Origin of the sequence: Andreprevotia chitinilytica DSM 18519 (genome assembly GCF_000711875.1) — a bacterium.
GTDB classification, from domain to species: domain Bacteria; phylum Pseudomonadota; class Gammaproteobacteria; order Burkholderiales; family Chitinibacteraceae; genus Andreprevotia; species Andreprevotia chitinilytica.
On the sequence record NZ_JONM01000009.1, the window covers coordinates 58,620 to 75,671 of the forward strand.

At 56.4% G+C, this 17,052-nt stretch carries 15 protein-coding genes; 1 reads left to right on the forward strand and 14 read right to left on the reverse strand.

The window, feature by feature from the left end; genetic code table 11:
* Window positions 1-49: 49 nt before the first annotated feature.
* From BR41_RS13005 to BR41_RS25215, 10 genes are all read right to left on the reverse strand, one after another.
* Window positions 50-931, reverse strand: a complete 882-nt coding sequence (locus BR41_RS13005; RefSeq protein ID WP_156970687.1) for a polysaccharide deacetylase family protein — start codon at window positions 929-931, stop codon at window positions 50-52.
* A gap of 5 nt (window positions 932-936) precedes the next feature.
* Window positions 937-2,040: an ABC transporter ATP-binding protein gene (locus tag BR41_RS13010; RefSeq protein WP_035057345.1), complete on the reverse strand. Its 1,104-nt coding sequence runs from the start codon at window positions 2,038-2,040 to the stop codon at window positions 937-939.
* A gap of 41 nt (window positions 2,041-2,081) precedes the next feature.
* Complete coding sequence (locus tag BR41_RS13015; RefSeq protein WP_245615887.1) at window positions 2,082-2,987, reverse strand: carbohydrate ABC transporter permease; 906 nt, start codon at window positions 2,985-2,987, stop codon at window positions 2,082-2,084.
* 18 nt (window positions 2,988-3,005) lie between these two features.
* Entirely contained in the window at window positions 3,006-3,884 is an 879-nt protein-coding gene (locus BR41_RS13020) for a carbohydrate ABC transporter permease (RefSeq protein WP_035057348.1), read from the reverse strand.
* A gap of 102 nt (window positions 3,885-3,986) precedes the next feature.
* The gene (locus tag BR41_RS13025; protein ID WP_035057351.1) at window positions 3,987-5,234 is read right to left on the reverse strand and encodes an ABC transporter substrate-binding protein; all 1,248 of its coding nucleotides are present in this window, start codon (window positions 5,232-5,234) and stop codon (window positions 3,987-3,989) included.
* Window positions 5,235-5,392: 158 nt separating this feature from the next.
* Window positions 5,393-6,655 carry an ABC transporter substrate-binding protein gene (locus tag BR41_RS13030; RefSeq protein WP_035057353.1) on the reverse strand — a complete coding sequence of 421 codons (1,263 nt, stop codon included), beginning with the start codon at window positions 6,653-6,655 and terminating at the stop codon, window positions 5,393-5,395.
* 640 nt (window positions 6,656-7,295) lie between these two features.
* Window positions 7,296-8,036: a GntR family transcriptional regulator gene (locus tag BR41_RS13035; protein ID WP_035057355.1), complete on the reverse strand. Its 741-nt coding sequence runs from the start codon at window positions 8,034-8,036 to the stop codon at window positions 7,296-7,298.
* Window positions 8,037-8,073: 37 nt separating this feature from the next.
* Window positions 8,074-8,946 carry a glucosamine kinase nucleotide-binding domain-containing protein gene (locus BR41_RS13040; RefSeq protein ID WP_035057356.1) on the reverse strand — a complete coding sequence of 291 codons (873 nt, stop codon included), beginning with the start codon at window positions 8,944-8,946 and terminating at the stop codon, window positions 8,074-8,076.
* 185 nt (window positions 8,947-9,131) lie between these two features.
* Complete coding sequence (locus BR41_RS25210; RefSeq protein WP_035057359.1) at window positions 9,132-9,815, reverse strand: phosphoadenylyl-sulfate reductase; 684 nt, start codon at window positions 9,813-9,815, stop codon at window positions 9,132-9,134.
* A 45-nt stretch (window positions 9,816-9,860) separates the two neighbouring features.
* Window positions 9,861-10,667 carry a sulfite exporter TauE/SafE family protein gene (locus tag BR41_RS25215; protein WP_051710893.1) on the reverse strand — a complete coding sequence of 269 codons (807 nt, stop codon included), beginning with the start codon at window positions 10,665-10,667 and terminating at the stop codon, window positions 9,861-9,863.
* 106 nt (window positions 10,668-10,773) lie between these two features.
* Between BR41_RS25215 and cysB the strand changes: the two genes are divergently transcribed.
* Window positions 10,774-11,718, forward strand: a complete 945-nt coding sequence (cysB, locus tag BR41_RS13055; RefSeq protein WP_035057362.1) for an HTH-type transcriptional regulator CysB — start codon at window positions 10,774-10,776, stop codon at window positions 11,716-11,718.
* Between the two features lie 64 nt (window positions 11,719-11,782).
* On the opposite strand, the gene BR41_RS13060 is transcribed toward cysB, so the two are convergent.
* From BR41_RS13060 to BR41_RS13075, 4 genes are all read right to left on the reverse strand, one after another.
* Entirely contained in the window at window positions 11,783-12,331 is a 549-nt protein-coding gene (locus BR41_RS13060; protein WP_035057365.1) for an NUDIX domain-containing protein, read from the reverse strand.
* 214 nt (window positions 12,332-12,545) lie between these two features.
* Window positions 12,546-14,996 carry a glycogen/starch/alpha-glucan family phosphorylase gene (glgP, locus tag BR41_RS13065; protein WP_035057368.1) on the reverse strand — a complete coding sequence of 817 codons (2,451 nt, stop codon included), beginning with the start codon at window positions 14,994-14,996 and terminating at the stop codon, window positions 12,546-12,548.
* 42 nt (window positions 14,997-15,038) lie between these two features.
* Complete coding sequence (gene glgA, locus BR41_RS13070) at window positions 15,039-16,490, reverse strand: glycogen synthase GlgA (protein WP_035057371.1); 1,452 nt, start codon at window positions 16,488-16,490, stop codon at window positions 15,039-15,041.
* 150 nt (window positions 16,491-16,640) lie between these two features.
* Complete coding sequence (locus BR41_RS13075; protein ID WP_035057374.1) at window positions 16,641-17,030, reverse strand: hypothetical protein; 390 nt, start codon at window positions 17,028-17,030, stop codon at window positions 16,641-16,643.
* Window positions 17,031-17,052: the final 22 nt, after the last annotated feature.

Genomic DNA, 17,052 nt, shown 5'->3' on the forward strand with positions numbered 1-17,052 from the left:
GCTTGACGCCGGCTTTTTCATTGTCGATCTCGAATGAGTCTCAACGTCCCTATTTCGCCGTCACCTCGTTCACGACCGGCAATTTCGCCGGCACGCTCAATAATTGATCGACCGTGACAAACTCATAGCCTTGGGCTTTCAACTGCTGAATCAGCGCGTCGACCGCTTTGATGGTCTTGCCACGCGGGCCGCCACCGTCATGCATCAAGACAATCCCTTCCGGATGCGAAAAACGCGCCAGCCGTTCGCTGATTTCCTTGGTGCCGGTGAAATCGCGCGCGAAATACCAATCGGTGGTATCGACCGACCACAGGATGACTTTCATGCCTTTGTCCCGCAGCAGCGCGACCTCGGCATCGGTGATATCGCCATAGGGCGGCCGGAACAAGGTCGGCTGGAAACCGAATTTGCTCTGGTAAATCGCTTGCGTCTTGCCAACCTGATCGGCCCAGAATGCATCTATGCTCAGCTTGCTCGAATAGGGGTGACTATATGAATGATTGGCAATGGTATGGCCCTCGGCCATTGCCTGCCGCACCAACTCCGGAAATCTCTCGACCTGATTGCCCAACCAGAAAAACGTTGCCTTGATTTGATTTTTCTTCAGTACATCGAGCAATTCGGACGTGTTCTCACTGGGGCCATCATCAAAGGTAAACGCAATCCGCTTCGTATTGCCCGGCCCTTCCAGGTAATAGGTATCCGGGAATGCAGCAGCCTGGCGCGCCAGGACTTCCAATGGCACCTGCCCCCACCCTTCGAGATATGGTGTGCGTACCCGCTGCACTTTGTCTTCTGCAAACGAGCTGGCACTTGTCAAGCAGAGCGCACTGATGGCGATAAAACGGCAAAACGTACGCATAGACATCCTCTCAACTCCCACAGCAGCAATAAAAAAGCCTGCCAAACCGGCAGGCTTTTCTTCGATCACCTCACTCAAGCAACGCGCTTGAATGCCAGACCTTCGGCATCGAACAGCAGGCAATTCTTCTCAGGGAATACAACACGGATCGCATCGCCATACTTCAAGTTGGTGACATTACCCGCCACCTTTACGCTGAGGATTTCGTTGATACCCGGGATTTCGATGTAGGCAAGGATGTGGTCGCCCAAGTGTTCGATCAGATCGACACGTGCCGGCACCGCACCCGCTTCATCGCCGACGGCCAAACGCAGATGCTCAGGACGGATGCCGAGGGTGACCTTGTCGCCGACCTTGCCGCGTGAAGCTTCAACCGATGCCTTCAGCGTAATGCCCTTGGGCAGACGCACCACGGCGACGCCCTGCTCCAGACCAACCAGCTGCGCTTCGAGCAGGTTCATCGTCGGCGAGCCAAGGAAGCCGGCTACAAACAGGTTGGACGGATTTTCGTACATCTCGAGCGGGCTGCCGACTTGCTGAATGATGCCGGCGTTGAACACCACGATACGGTCAGCCAGGGTCATGGCTTCGACCTGATCGTGGGTCACGTAAATCATGGTGGTCTTCAGGTCCTGGTGCAGCTTGGACAATTCGACGCGCATGTTCAGACGCAACGCAGCATCCAGATTGGAGAGCGGCTCATCGAACAGGAATACTTTCGGGTTACGCACGATGGCGCGGCCAATCGCGACACGCTGGCGCTGACCGCCGGAGAGCGCCTTCGGCTTGCGTTCCAGCAGGTGCGTGGTCTGCAGAATCTCGGCTGCCTTGCGAACACGCTGGTCGATCTCAGTCTTCGGAACGCCAGCCAGTTTGAGCGCAAAACCCATGTTTTCCGCCACGGTCATGTGCGGATAGAGCGCGTAGCTCTGGAACACCATCGCGATGCCGCGCTTGGAAGCGTGCACATCGTTCGCCAGCGCGTCGCCAATATAAAGCTCGCCGCCAGTGATGTCTTCCAGGCCGGCGATCATGCGCAGCATGGTCGATTTGCCACAGCCGGACGGGCCGACGAAAACGATGAATTCGCCGTCTTTGATCTCAAGGCTCACGTTCTTGATAACCGTGATGTCCTTGGTGTAGTTCTTGGTAATGTTCTTGAGGGTAACCGAAGCCATTTAGTCGATTCCTTTGATATGTCTTGTATTCGTGCCGGAACTTACTTCACGGCGCCGCTGAGGTTGCTGACGAAGTAGCGCTGGGTAAAGGCAAAGAAGATCAGCACAGGTACAACCGTCATCACGATGGCCGCCATGACCAAGCTGGTGGAGGTCGCAAACGGGCCGGTCAGGTCGTTGAAAACGCCAACGGCAAGCGGGAGTTTTTCTTTGCCGGTCATCACGATGGATGGCCACAAGTAATCGTTCCAGGCATTCACCAACGTGAAGATCGCCAGCGCAGCAATCGACGGGGCCGAAACCGGCACCAGCACGCGCCACATGATTTGCAGTTCAGTCGCGCCATCAACACGGGCAGCGTCGATCAAATCTTGCGGGATCTGCTCGAAGGCCTGCTTCATCAGGAAGATGCCGAAAGCAGTGGCAAAGTTGGGCACGATGGCGCCGAAATAACTATTCAGGCCAATCCACTCACGCATATTCCAGTCATCAGGCAAATGCAGCACCTCTTGCAGATGACTTGCCGCCATGCCGAAATTCCGCAACGTGATGAAGTTCGGGATGATGTTGACTTCCGACGGCAACATCAGCGTTGCAATGATGCCTACAAAAATCAGGCCACGACCGGGGAATCTCAATCGTGCCAGTGGATAACCCGCCAATACCGAAATAACGACCACGGCAACGATGGTCCAGAAGGACATCAGCGTGGAGTTTTTCAGGTAGGTCATGAACGGCATTTCCTTGAACACACGCTCAAACCACATCAGGCTGATATCAGTCGGCAGGAACGAGCGGGGGAAATCCCAAATGTGGGACGGGTCAGCTGACAATGCAACGGACAGCGCCCATACGAATGGAAAGGTAGTAAAGATCGCAAAGGCGATCAGGCCAGCATATTGCCCGCCAAGGGCAATAGAGCGGCGCAGGTTTTTGCCGAGTGCCATGAATTCAAACCCCGTCTTTTATTTCTTGTCGCCGAAGAAGCGGAACTGGATGATCGCCAGGATCATGCAGAAGAACGTAACCACCACGCCAGCCGCTGCAGCGCGGCCAAAATTGTGATTTGAACCAAAACCCTGGTCATACACATAGAACAACGCGGTATACGTATCCGACTGCCCCTTGGTCAACACCACGACTTCCTGGAATGCCTTCATGGCGGCAATCGTGCAAAGCAGTGTGCAAAGCAGAATGGTTGGTTTGACCATCGGCACGGTAATCTTCCAGAAGCGCTGAAACACATTCGCGCCATCCAGAATTGCGGCCTCTTCAACCTCGGCAGGAATCGCTTGCAGGCCGGCAAGATAAAGCACCATGTAATAGCCGATCCCTTTCCAGAATGTGAAAAGCATGACCATATACAGCGCAATATGCGGATTGCCGAGCCAGTCTATCTGGCCGTCCTGACCTTGCGGCAGGATATGCAACGCTTGCAGGAACCAGGACAGCAGACCGTCGTATTTGTAGACGTTTGACCACACCACGGCGGCAATGGAAATTGCCGTAATGACCGGAATGTAATAAACGGCGCGGAAGAATGTCATGGCCGGCAATTTATTGTTGACCAATTTGGCCACAATCAATGCGGAAAGCTGGATCACCGGCACGATCAGCAAATACAGCACGGAATTCTTGAGCGCATTATGGAACAGCTCTTCGCCTGCGATATATTTGAAATGGGCGAAGTTATTCCAAGTCGATGTGCCATCGGCAAGGCTGTAGTCCTGGAAAGCGAGGTAGGTATTAAACCCGACCGGCCAGAACGTAAAGATGCCCATCAGGATCAAGGCAGGAGCCAGGAATAGATAGGCAATAGCGGTATAGCTGCTGGAGGTTTTCACGGCGCAACTCGACTGTTTCTTGATTTCTTATGCGGGAAAAAACGGAACTGCCGGATTGGCAGTTCCGTTTTTCTAGAACAATGTCACTAACTCAAGTAAGAATTACTTGGCCAGCTTTTCGTTCCAGGCAGCAACCACTTCATCCAGAGCGGCCTTGACCGGCTTACGGCCTTCGATCGCGCTTTGAACTTCGTCTTGCAGCTTCTTGGTCAGAGCAGCTTCGTCAGGCAGAGCACCCGGCGGGAGGTACAGAGTGCGTGCGTTGTCCATGGACTTGGCAGCAACTGCACGAGCCTGGTTAACCGCGTCAGGCGACTTGGCACCGTCTTGGAAGTACGGATCCAGGTTACCCTTCTTGGTCGACGGGAAGGTGGTTTCGGTTGCCTTGGAGAACAGAACTTGCTGTTCGTCGCCGGTCAGGAACTTACCCAGCTTTGCAGCTGCGGCCGGATCCTTGGAACCCTTCGGAATCACGAAGTCCATCAGCCATGCGCCGAAGGCTTGCTTGCCAGCATCTTCCGGGAACTTGGCAACGCCAGTCTTATCGTAGATGGCCTTGGCATCGGTCTCGGTACGCTTCAGCGCTTGCGGAGCGGTCGTCAGCATAGCGATCTTGCCGGAGTTGTACAGGGCGATTTCTTGTTCGAATTCAACCTTGAACACATCCTTCGGCAGAACGCCAGCCTTGTACAGATCAGCAAACTTCTGAACGAACGCTACGTGCTTCGGCGAGTTGAACACTGCCTTGCCGTTTTCCAGAACCGGCAGGCCAGCGTAGTAGAACCAGCCCACGAAGTTGCCCAGCTTCGGCGCGAAGGCCGGAACGCCAGTCTTGGCAGTGATTTGCTTACCGGTGGAAACCAGCTCTTCGAAGGTCTTCGGAGCGGACTTCACGCCAGCCTTGGCCAGGATGTCTTTGTTGTACGCGATGATGGATACGGAGTTGTACCACGGGAACGCGTAAACCTTGCCACCAACGGTCACGTCTTTCAGAGCGGCGTTGGAGTAGTTGTTCTTGTCAGCACCGAGGTACTGATCAAGCGCAACCAGGTTGCCTTGAGCGGCGAACTCGTGCACCCAAGGCACGTTGAAGTTCACCAGGGACGGCGGATTGCCTGCAGCAATCGCTGCAACCAGCTTCGGCTGGATTTGGTCCCAGTTCAGATCAACCCACTTAGCCTTCAGGCCTGGGTTGGTCGCATTGAACTTGGTCACTGCTTGATCGAAATAACCGTTGAATTTCGGAGCCAGGTTCATGGTCCAGAATTCGAGTTCGGTATCAGCTTGTGCTTGGAGCGCAGCAAAGCCGAACACGACTGCGCCAACGGCCAACATCTTCTTGAGCTTCATCTTGTCTTCCTCGAGGAGTTATCGACAAAAACGCCGGGAACCATTCCCTGCGGTACACCACATTCGACCCAGTGTTCCCACTAAATCATGCGGATTTCTAATTTTGCAGCGGAAGTGTATCAGATAAACCCCCACTGCAAATCTGATTCAAAACGTGCTTACTTCTTTGCAGCCGAGAACTTTTCGTTCCAGAATGCAACCGCCTCATCAAGCGCCTGCTTAGCCGGTTTGCGACCGGTAACAGCCGCTTCAATCGACTCGTCCAGCTTCTTGTTCATCGCCGATTCATCCGGCAAACCCGAAACGGTCAGGGTCGTGGTGACCTTGATCGAATCCGCCGCCGTCGCCAATGCCTTCTCGACCGGATCGTTCGACTTGGCCCCCGCCTGGAAGAACGAATCAGCCAGTGCCTTATTGGTCGACGGGAAGGTGGCAGACGCCTTGGCAAATGCCAGCTGAGCCTCATCCGAAGTCAGGAACTGACCCAGCTTGATCGCCGCATCCGGGTGTTTGGCACCCTTCGGCACCGACCACAGGAAGAGGTAGCCACCAAACGGGGTCTTGCCGCCCGCCTGCGGGAATGCCGCCACACCGGTTTGCTCGTAAACCTTCGGCGAATCGGTCTTGGTGCGCTTCAGCGCATGCGGGCCCTCACCGAAAATCGCGACCTTTTGTGCGCCATATGCGGCGATGGTCTGCTCGAACTGCAGCTTGAAGACATCCTTCGGAATCACGCCACTCTTGTAGGCATCGGCAAACTGCTCAACCAGCTTGACGTGCGCCGGGCTGTTGAAAACTGCCTTGCCATCCTTCACGACCGGCAAGCCGTCATAAAGGAACCAGCCGGCAAAACCGTCGTTCAGTTTAGGCGCAAAACCGGTCACGCCCGTTTTGTCCTTGATCTGCTTGGCCACTTTCAGCAGATCGGTGAAATTCTTTGGCGCTTCCTTGACGCCGGACTTGGCGAATAGGTCCTTGTTATAGAACAGCACGCCAGTCACTTGATACCACGGCAAACCATAAATCTGCTTGTCGCCTTCGTAGGTCACATCCTTGAGCGCGCCAACGGTGTAATTGTTCTTGAAGCCGGCAATCTGCTTGGTGATCGGCAGCAGCAACTTGCTTTGGGCATATTGATCCATCCACGGCTTGGGCAAGTTCACCAAATCGGGCACAGTCCCGCCAGCAATCGCGGCAACCAGACGGGGCTGGAAGGCATCCCAATCCACGTCCACCCACTTTGCTTCGACTTCGTTTTGCGAGCCGTTGAACTTGGCGGTCAGGTCTTTCATGATGCCGTCGAATTTCGGCGACAGGCTGTTCGACCAGAATTCGATCTTGACCTTCTCGGCGGCCATTGCACTCATCGTTGTTGCTGCGAACAACGCGGCTGCGAGGCCTAATGTGCGTTTCAGCTTCATATCGTCTTCCTTAGGATTTTAAATTTTTTCGGTATATGCGATGCGTTCTCGCAAAGCGAAACAACCTTAATCACTCGCCTGTACACCGTCAAATTGTTGTTCTGCCCCAAGTAACGAAACCCAAGAATGGCGTCAGCATTCAAAAAATCATCCGGATCGACCCGCCGTCAGCTTCAAGCTGACTAAGGTAAAACCCGGAGGCAGGTTACAACAGTTTTCCCAGACAAGTGAATGTGCAGTGCAGCGAAAAACCGCTCGAAACCGCTTGCAACACGACTTCCTGCACCCATTACAAAACCCCAACCATGTAACCAATCCGGGCAATGCACCAGCTTGTGACTACGCGCACCAGCTTCGGCCATCATTTTTCATGCTTTAGAAACAGTGACCTAGCTCACAACGGTCGTTTGAACACTGTAGTTGACAAGCACATTGGCGCACCAGAAGCGTTCAGAACTACATGCCAAATGATTGAAGCCATTGTGAATTTCGGGTGACAAGCTGACGAAAAATTCTTTGTTTGGCGCGACCGCCATCAGCAAAACGCTTAAAAAACGGCGGCAAAAAACGTTGCTTTTGCACAACAAGCAAAGGAAGGACAGCAGAATCCGCAATTGACGCGAATGAAAACGCGACTTAACTAGCGGCGCAGTTCGACGACGAAGTCGTAGTAGTCGCTCCTGAAGTAGGAGTGCGTCAGCTCCAGTGCCTGGCCGTTTTCGCGATAGCCGACTCGAGTCAGATGGAGCATCGCGGCGCCGACGGGTAGATCGACCAGCGCGGCAAGCCTCTCGTCAGCATTGATCGCGGCGATGTGCTGCAAGGCACGTACGACCGCCAAACGCTGCACGCTGAGGAATTCGTACAGCGAGTCGCCGATCAGTCCCGGATCAGGCACTAGTTGGTATGGCAATGCCGTCTCTTCGACCGCCATCACGACATCATTGGCGGTCCGCACGCGCAGCAAACGGCTCACTCGGCTGTTAGGGGCGAGGTTCAAGCTATCGGCCTCTTCTGCACTCGCCAGAACCACTTCACGGCTCAACCATTTCGAGCCCGGCGTAAAGCCACGCTGTTTGAGCATTTCAGAGAGGTTGGTCAGGCGAGATAACGGCTGCTCAAGCTTTGGCGTGATGAAGGTGCCAGCACCCTGCCGCCGCAGGATCAATCCTTGCTCATAGAGTAAGTCGAGCGCCTTGCGAGCGGTCACGCGAGAGACGCCAAGCAGATCGCAAAAATTCCGCTCGGAGGGGAGCGGCTCTTCCGGCCGCCAGAAGCCGGCCTGGATGGCAGCGGCGAGTTTGTGACTGAGTTGCAGGTACAGCGGCGTAGCGCTATCGGGATCGGGCCGGAGCACTTGCAGCTTTTGAGACGACTGCATAAGGCTCCGGCTCCGTGGCTGACGCTTGGTGAAGAGATTAGATGGCGCTGTGGATCAGGATCAGCGCACCAGCGCAGGAATCCTTCTGCGGGCGGCTGGTACTGGCGAGGAAGGCCGCAGGAATATACGGACGCAACGCTTCGGAAAGACCACCGCCACAGATTGCGAGTGGCAGATCTGGCGCATTCGAGCGTAGCGCTTGGCCGATCACTTCCACTTCGCGCCCTGCTTCGAGCAGGAAGGACTTGGCAATGTCATCCTTCTCGCCAAATTCGACCACGACCGGCGAAAGCGAAGCGCATTCGGTCTGCTTCATCTTGCCCATCCACTCAAAGACCTTTTCACGCGTATCGCCAGTGATCGAGAGCAGTTTGCGACCGAAATCTGTGAGCGGGCGGCGGCCATCCATGATGCGTTGCACGTGGTTGATCGCCTTCAAGCCCAGAAAAGCGCCCGAGCCTTCATCCGAGGTCGGGAAGCCCCAACCGCCGACTTCGAGCCGCTTGCCATCCTGCAGCCAAGCTTCGCCGATCGAACCTGTGCCGATGGCGATGATGCCACCATGCTGGCCATTATGTGCACCAAGCAGTGTCGAGAAACCATCGGTTTCAACGATGATGCGGGCAAAGAACGGGTTCTTGTTCTCGAACTCTTGCGCCCACGCCTTGACGGTGACGCCAGAGAGACCGAAGCCGACGGCACAGTCGGCGAAATCCGGGTGTTCGATACCCAGTTTGCGAAAACCATCGCGGATCGCGAGCGTGATATTGGTCCACGCCTTGTCGGTACCCTGCCCCAATGCGGACGGACCGCCATCGGCGCGTACCAGCTCAACGCCGTCCAGGCCAGCAATACAGATACGCGTGCCAGTGCCGCCCCCATCAACTCCGATCAAATACTTGATGCTCATTTTTGTCCTTGTATGCCTATCCGGGTGATCGATCACCCTTGTCCATGTGGTGCCGCCATCATGAATCCTTGGCGGTGAAACCAGTCTGCAATCTAGTTAGCCAGCTTGGCCCTGTCAACGCGAGCCAGAAACGACGACGGCGCGAAGACTCTGAATGAGTCATTCGCGCCGCCGGCTTGCCCTACTTATTTCTTGACGTGAAGCCCGCACTCTTTGAGATCCGGGTTCTCCCACCACCAGCGACCAGCGCGGATATCTTCGCCCATGGCGATGGCGCGGGTACAGGGTGCACAGCCGATGGACGGATAGTGCTGATCATGCAGCTTGTTATAGGGCACGCCGTTATCGCGGATGTATTGCCAGACTTCTTTTTCGGTCCACTCGATCAGCGGATTGAATTTTTCCAGCCCGTTACCAGCGTCGAATTCTTGCATTTGCATCTCGGTCCGCGTGGTGGATTGCTGACGACGCAAACCGGTGATCCATGCCTTCTTGCCGGTCAGGGCACGCTTGAGCGGCTCCAGCTTGCGGATGCGGCAGCACTCCTTGCGCATCTCAACCGATTCGTAAAAAGCATTGATACCGTTGCTGTTCACATACTGCTCAACATGAGCAGCATTCGGGAAGAAGACCTTCACCGGTACCGCCGGGTACTTCGTGGCGGTTTCCTGCATCAGGTCATACGTCTCGGCCGGCAAACGGCCGGTATCGAGACTGAAGATTTCGATATTCAACGCGTGCTTGGCGATCAGATCAGTGATCACCATGTCTTCGGCGCCAAAGGAATTGGCGAAGATCGCCGGGCTGTATTCCGCCTCGATTTTCTTTAGCCATTCCAGCGTTTGCGCCAGTTTTTCGTCCAGCCCCATGCTGTTTGTCCCCATCGCAGAGAAAGATTGCAGTGATATCTTTTATTAGAACACGAGCTTGCTGCCAACGATTAGCAGCATCAGCGCCAGCAACGGCCGCAATACCTTCTCCGGCATCCGGCCCGAGAGATGGCTGCCGACATAGATGCCGGGCAGCGAGCCGCACAGCAGATTGCCAAGCAAAAACCAGTCAATGTTACCAAGCCCGGCATGACCAAGCCCGGCGACCAAAGTAAGCGGCACGGCATGCGCAATCTCGGTTCCGACGAGGCGGGAGGTCGGCAGCAAGGGATAAATCAGGAACAACGCCACCGTCCCCAGTGCCCCAGCGCCAATCGATGACAAGGTGACGATCACACCCAGACAGAAGCCGATGACCACGGTCCAGCTCGCGAGCGTGCGCGGCGACATATTGAGCCAATCGCGCGCATGGCGTTGCGCGAATGCCAGCAGCCAGCCCTTGCAGATGATGGCCACGGAAGTGAGGACCAAGGCGATGCCGAGTGAGTGCTTGATCAGCTTGTTGATCGTGGCGGTATCCCCCTGCCACACATGGAGCGCCAGTACGGTCAGAGCCGCCGCTGGCACGCTGCCCAGTGCGAGCCAACCGGTCACCGACCAATCAATGTTCTTGTGTTTCTGGTGCACGAATACGCCGCTCGCCTTGGTAATCGAGGCGTACAGCAAATCAGTGCCCACGGCAGTGGCCGGGTTGATGCCAAAAAACAAAAGCACCGGCGTCATCAAAGATCCGCCGCCGACGCCGGTCATGCCCACGATGAAACCGACCGCCAAACCGGACAGCACATAGATGCCATTGATGTGCGCCAACAGCGCGGACAACCCTTCCATAACGCGTTTTTCCTATGCTAAGCGGGCGATCATAGCACCGGGTTTAGAATCCCTTAGACTGTTATGTTAGTATTTTAGAAGGACAGGTTATTTATTCGGGAATGCCATGAAACTCCAGCAATTGCGCTATCTGGTCGAAGTTGCCAAGCAAGGTTTGAACGTCTCCGAGGCGGCCGAAAAGCTGCATACATCGCAACCCGGCATCTCGAAGCAGATCCGCTTATTGGAAGACGAGCTGGGCGTGCAGATCTTCATTCGCAACGGCAAACGCGTGGTGGATGTCACCGCCCCGGGCCGCGAGATTCTGCGTATTTCCGAACGGATGCTGATGCAGGCACAAAACCTGCGGCGAATCGGCGAAGAGTTCGTCAATGTGGAAGGCGGCAGCCTCACCATTGCCACCACGCACACCCAAGCACGTTACGCGCTGCCCAAACCGATCCGTGCCTTTCTGGCGCGTTATCCCAAAGTGCGTTTGTCACTCAAACAAGGCAGCCCTACCCAGATCAGTGAGATGGTCGTCGATGGCAGCGCCGACCTCGCCATCGCCACCGAGGGCATCGATCATTACCCGGAACTGGCAATGCTGGAATGCTACGACTGGAACCGCGATGTCGTCGTGCCGGCCGGCCACCCGCTGGTGGGTCTTGATCACCCGATTACCCTGGCCGAAATCGCCGCTTACCCGCTGATCACCTACGATTTTGCCTTTACCGGCCGCAACAAGATCAACCGCGCCTTTGAAAACGCTGGGTTGGAACCGAATGTGGTGTTGACAGCGATCGATACCGATGTGATCAAGACCTATGTCGGATTGGGTTTGGGGGTCGGCATCATTGCCGCAATGGCATTCGAGCCGGAACGCGATACCGGTCTGGTGGCGATCGATGCCAGCCACCTGTTCGAGCCATCCACCACGCGTATCGGCGTACGCCGCGATGCCTACTTGCGCGGTTATGCGTTCGACTTCATTGAGCTGTTCGCCCCGCACCTCACCCGCAAGACGGTGCAAGATGCGTTGTTGTGCGAGATTGAGGATGCGGTGGAGTAACACTCCACCTGTTGGCGGGTTGGGCAAGCGACCAACCCGTCCTTTCAACAATTCAATCAGCAGCTCAGCGGTTCAACAACTGATCCGCCCAGAAAATCCCGCTCGTCGTCTTGCCATCGGTCACCCGGCCATCCAGCACGCTCGCCTTCAGTTCTTCCAGCGACATCGCCACCGTTTCGACGAATTCACCGTCATCCAGCTGGGCTTCGCCCTCGGTCAAATCTCGGGCCAGGAAAATCTTGATTTCTTCGGTCGCATAGCTGATCAGCGGATGGATCACGCCAAGAAACTGCCACTCCGTCGCGGTGTAACCCGTTTCTTCCAATAGCTCACGCTTGGCGCATTCGAGCGGGTCTTCGCCCGCTTCCAGCTTGCCGGCCGGGAACTCGATAAAGACGCGATCCAGCGGGTAACGGAATTGCCGCTCCATCAGCAGGCGGCCATCCGGCAGCACCGGGATCACCATCACCGCACCGGGATGGACGACATATTCGCGCGTGGCGTGCTTGCCATCCGGCAAGCGAATGTCGTCTCGATTGATATGCAATAGATAACCGTCGAATACGCGCTGACTGCCGGTTTTCACTTCGATCAGGTGAGAATCATCTTTCATGCGGAATCCTTCGAACCAAAAGAATGCGGCGACCGAAGCCGCCGCGAACGTCGCAGTTTAACGCGATTTAGAAGCTGCCCTCAAAATCGGCGAGCAGCCCGTCAGCGCAAGGGGGGACAGCGCACAGGAACCGGAATGTATGTGTGATACATGAGGATTCCGAGCACTGCCCGACCAGCGATCACGGCCGCGCAGCTATTTTGAGGACCGCTTCTTAGAGATTGACCGGTTTCACTTTCCAGATGTCGGTCGCGTACTCGTTGATCGTCCGATCGGACGAGAACTTGCCCATGCCAGCGATATTGAGAATGGCGCGGCGCGTCCACTCCTCTGGCTGGCGATACAGCGCATCGACCTCGTCTTGGGTGTCGATATAACTGCGGTAATCGGCCAGCAATTGGTAGTGGTCGCCCCAGTTCACCAGCACATCGAAGATCTGGCGGTAGCGCGCAGGATCGTCCGGGCTAAAGAGGCCGGAAGCCAGCATATTGAGCACTTCGCGCAGTTCCGGATCACGCTCGTAGAAATCACGCGGGTTATAGCCGCCACGACGCAGCGCTTCGACCTGATCGGCCGTGTTACCGAAGATGAAGATGTTGTCGTCGCCGACCTGCTCGCGCATTTCCACGTTGGCGCCATCAAGCGTGCCGATGGTCAGTGCGCCGTTCAGCGCGAACTTCATGTTGCCGGTGCCCGATGCCTCGGTGCCGGCGGTGGAAATCTGCTCGGATAGATCTGCCGCCGGGATGATCATCTCCGCCAGCGTCACGCCGTAGTTGGGCACGAACACGACCTTCAGCTTGTTGCCGACACGGGGATCGTTGTTGATCTTCACGCCCACATCGTTGATCAGCTTGATGATCAGCTTCGCCATCTTGTAGGCAGACGCGGCCTTGCCGGCAAACACCACCACACGCGGCACCATCTCTCTTTCCGGATGTTTGATGATGCGGTTATAACGCGTGATCACATGCAGCACGTTCAACAACTGGCGCTTGTATTCGTGGATGCGCTTCACCTGCACATCGAACAGCGAATTCGGATCGATCACGCCGCCGAGCTTGTGCGCAACGTACGCGGCCAGCCGCTCCTTGTTGGCATGCTTGGCTTTCGCCACGGCACTGACAAAAGCAGGGAAATCATTATGCTGGCGCAATTCGGCCAGCTCATCCAGATTGGTGCGCCAAGTCTTGCCGATATAGTGATCGATCACCCCGGCCAAGGCCGGATTGGCCTGCGCCAGCCAGCGGCGCGGCGTAACGCCATTGGTCTTGTTGTTGAAGCGCTCCGGGTAGAGCTTGGCAAAATCGGCAAAGATCGACTGCACCATCAATTCCGAGTGCAGCGCCGATACGCCATTGACTTTGTGGCTGGCGACCACGGCGAGATACGCCATGCGCACCTTGCGCTCGCCGCCTTCGTCGATCAGCGAAATGCGGCGAATCAAGTCTGGGTCATCACCCAAACGCACCCGTACTTCTTTCAGGAAAGCATCGTTGATTTCAAAAATCAGCTTCAAATGACGTGGCAACACACGGCCCAGCATGTCGAGCGGCCAGGTTTCCAACGCCTCACTCATCAGCGTGTGGTTGGTGTAGCTGAATACCTGGCGGGTAATGGCCCAAGAATCACGCCATGTCATACCGATATCGTCGATCAATACTCGCATCAGCTCGGGGATCGCCAATACCGGGTGCGTGTCGTTCAGGTGGATCGCCACCTTCTCCGGCAGTTTGTTGAAGTCCTGATGACTTTGGCGGAAGCGGCGCAGGATGTCCTGCAGCGATGCGGAGACGAAGAAATACTCCTGCCGCAAGCGCAATTCCTTGCCGGAATAGGTGGTGTCATCCGGATACAGCACCCGCGATACGTTCTCGGAGTGGTTCTTCTCCTCGACCGCGGCAAAGTAATCACCCTGGTTGAACTTGGAGAGATTGATCTCGTTGCTGGCCTTGGCCGACCACAGCCGTAGCGTATTGGTCGCGGTGGTGTCATAGCCCGGAATGATGTGATCGTTGGCGCAGGCAAATACGTCTTGCGTATCGAGCCAGCGCACCTTGTTCTCACCCTCGTCCTGCACCCGGCCACCAAAGCGCACCAGATATTGCACTTCCGGACGGGAGAACTCCCACGGATAACCATTCGCCAACCAGTAATCCGGCGATTCAACTTGATTGCCATCCACGATGCGCTGCTTGAACATGCCGTAGTCGTAACGGATGCCATAGCCGTAACCCGGCAAGCCCAGCGTCGCCATTGAATCCAGGAAACATGCAGCGAGACGCCCCAAGCCACCGTTGCCAAGTGCTGCATCCGGCTCGATCGAGTCAATCTCGTCGTAATCAATACCCAGATCATCAAGCGCATGCCGTACCTCGTCGTAGATGCCCAACGCCAGCAGCGCGTTGGTCAGCGCCCGGCCCATCAGGAATTCCATCGAGAGGTAATAGACGCGCTTCACGTCTTGCGAATACTGCGCACGCGTCGTCGCCATCCAGCGTTCGATCAGCCGATCACGTGCCGCCAGCATGGTGGCAAACAACCAATCGCGTGGATTGGCGGTGATCGGGTCTTTGCCGATAGCAAAGGTCAGCTTGTTGGCAATCGAGCGCTTGAGCGCTTCGACGTCGTTGCCGGGGGAGTTGTGTTCAAAGGCAGTCGTCATATTGGTGATTCCAATTGATTCAAAATTCGGTGTGTTTAACGGCTAGCCGTTCAAAAGACTTTGGTACAAGGCCAAATACGCGGCGGCTGAAGCGCCCCAGCCAAAGTCTTGCCGCATCCCGTTACGACGCACGGCTTTCCAGGCTTTGGGTTGGGCCCACAACGCAAACGCGCGGCGGATGGCGACCGTGAGGCCGGCTGCGGTGAAGTCATCGAAAACGAAGCCAGTCGCCGTTTCATCCGCCAGGTTTTCCAAGGCGGCATCGACGACGGTATCGGCCAAGCCGCCAACGCGGCGCACCAGCGGCAAGGCGCCATATTTCAGGCCATAGAGTTGGGTGAGGCCACACGGTTCGAAACGGCTTGGCACCATGATCACGTCCGCCCCGGCCATGATCCGGTGCGATTTGGCTTCGTCGTAGCCGATGCGCACGGCGACTTGTTGCGGATTGGCGGCAGCGCGTTCGACGAACGCAGCTTCCTTGTCCGCATCGCCGCTGCCCAGCAACACAAACTGCCCGCCGCGACTAACAATCTCGTCCAGCGTATCCAGCACGAGATGCAAGCCCTTCTGCTCGGTGATGCGGCTGACCACGGCAAATAGTGGGCCTTCTGATTCAGTGGAAAGCCCCAGCGTCTCTTGCAACGCTTGTTTACACTTCGCTTTGCCGGTGGGCTTGTCGGCGGTGTAGCTGGCCGCAATCAGCGGATCGCGGCTCGGACTCCAGACCGCATCGTCCACGCCGTTGAGTACGCCCGACAGATCTGCCACACGGCCACGCAGCAGGCCATCCAGACCGCAGCCTTGTTCTTCGGTGGTGATCTCAGCGGCGTAGGTTGGGGAAACGGTGGTGATATGGTCGGCGTAATACAGCCCCGCTTTCAGGAACGACACCTTGCCGTGGAATTCAACCCCCGCAACGTCAAAGAAATGTTCAGGCAACGCCAGTTCGCCGAATACCTTGGCCGGGAACAGCCCCTGATACGCCATGTTGTGAACGGTCAGCACCGACTTTGCCGGCCGGCCGCGCGCGACCAAGTAGGCCGGTGCCAAGCCGGCATGCCAATCGTGGCCATGCACCACGTCCGGCCTCCAGAATGGATCAAGCCCGCTGGCGAGTTCGGCTGCCAGCCAGCCTAGTAGCGCAAAGCGGCGGTGATTGTCGGTATAGGGTTGTTGCGCGTCGTCCTGATAGGGGTTGCCGGGGCGGTCATAGAAAGCGGGGGCATCAATCAGATACACGCCGGCCCCCGCTTCCGTACCATTGCCGGGCAGCTTGGCGAAGCCGATACGCACCGCGCCAAAGGGCGTGTTCACATGGGCAACCTCTCCCTGCTCCGCCAGCTTGGCCCGGATTGCCGGAAACGCCGGCAGCAGCACACGCACGTCTACGCCGAGTGCGATCAGCGCGCCCGGCAAAGCGCCGGTCACGTCGGCCAATCCGCCGGTCTTGAGGTAAGGGAACAATTCCGAGCAGACGTGCAGTACACGCATTGCAGACTTCCTTGTTTGATGGCTAATCGCACCAGTCTGGCGCACCAATATTGAGTTCTGATTGATTACTGATTAACGAGACTGGATTCAAGCAAAGGGCGAGCCAGCCTGAACAACTGGCTCGAACGCTTAGCTCGAACACTTTGGGCATCAAGACCCAGTACGCACTTCAACCCGCTCCTGAATCCGCCCTAATCGCACCAACCACGCGTTAATTCCATTGAGCGAACGCCCGTGGTGCTGCGCCAATTCCTTTGCGGTGAGACCATCGTCAAACCCAGCCAGCAAGGCTTGATCTTCTTCGTCCGACCAAGCCTTGCCTGCGTTCTCGGGTTTCTCGCGCTCAACAACTGTTTTGGTGTTGATGCGTTGGCCGTTGTCATGCTGCCCAAGCTGCTCAAGCGCCCTGCTCGCGACGAACAAGGCGCGAATCACGCGGGGTTGATTGAGCACTGATGACTCAGCCAATACTTCACCAGTTTCCGGGTCGACACCGTTGGCGAACGACTCAATCAAGACCTTGGCATCTGTAACAAGCATGCACACTCCTTCAGCAATGATT

Bases quoted from the DNA above. Each gene is read 5' to 3' on its own strand.
- BR41_RS13010 (WP_035057345.1), bottom strand. From the start codon at position 2,040: ATGGCTTCGGTTACCCTCAAGAACATTACCAAGAACTACACCAAGGAC.
- BR41_RS13015 (WP_245615887.1), bottom strand. From the start codon at position 2,987: ATGGCACTCGGCAAAAACCTGCGCCGCTCTATTGCCCTTGGCGGGCAA.
- BR41_RS13025 (WP_035057351.1), bottom strand. From the start codon at position 5,234: ATGAAGCTCAAGAAGATGTTGGCCGTTGGCGCAGTCGTGTTCGGCTTT.
- BR41_RS13030 (WP_035057353.1), bottom strand. From the start codon at position 6,655: ATGAAGCTGAAACGCACATTAGGCCTCGCAGCCGCGTTGTTCGCAGCA.
- BR41_RS13035 (WP_035057355.1), bottom strand. From the start codon at position 8,036: ATGCAGTCGTCTCAAAAGCTGCAAGTGCTCCGGCCCGATCCCGATAGC.
- BR41_RS13040 (WP_035057356.1), bottom strand. From the start codon at position 8,946: ATGAGCATCAAGTATTTGATCGGAGTTGATGGGGGCGGCACTGGCACG.
- BR41_RS25210 (WP_035057359.1), bottom strand. From the start codon at position 9,815: ATGGGGCTGGACGAAAAACTGGCGCAAACGCTGGAATGGCTAAAGAAA.
- BR41_RS25215 (WP_051710893.1), bottom strand. From the start codon at position 10,667: ATGGAAGGGTTGTCCGCGCTGTTGGCGCACATCAATGGCATCTATGTG.
- cysB (WP_035057362.1), top strand. From the start codon at position 10,774: ATGAAACTCCAGCAATTGCGCTATCTGGTCGAAGTTGCCAAGCAAGGT.
- BR41_RS13060 (WP_035057365.1), bottom strand. From the start codon at position 12,331: ATGAAAGATGATTCTCACCTGATCGAAGTGAAAACCGGCAGTCAGCGC.
- glgP (WP_035057368.1), bottom strand. From the start codon at position 14,996: ATGACGACTGCCTTTGAACACAACTCCCCCGGCAACGACGTCGAAGCG.
- glgA (WP_035057371.1), bottom strand. From the start codon at position 16,490: ATGCGTGTACTGCACGTCTGCTCGGAATTGTTCCCTTACCTCAAGACC.
- BR41_RS13075 (WP_035057374.1), bottom strand. From the start codon at position 17,030: ATGCTTGTTACAGATGCCAAGGTCTTGATTGAGTCGTTCGCCAACGGT.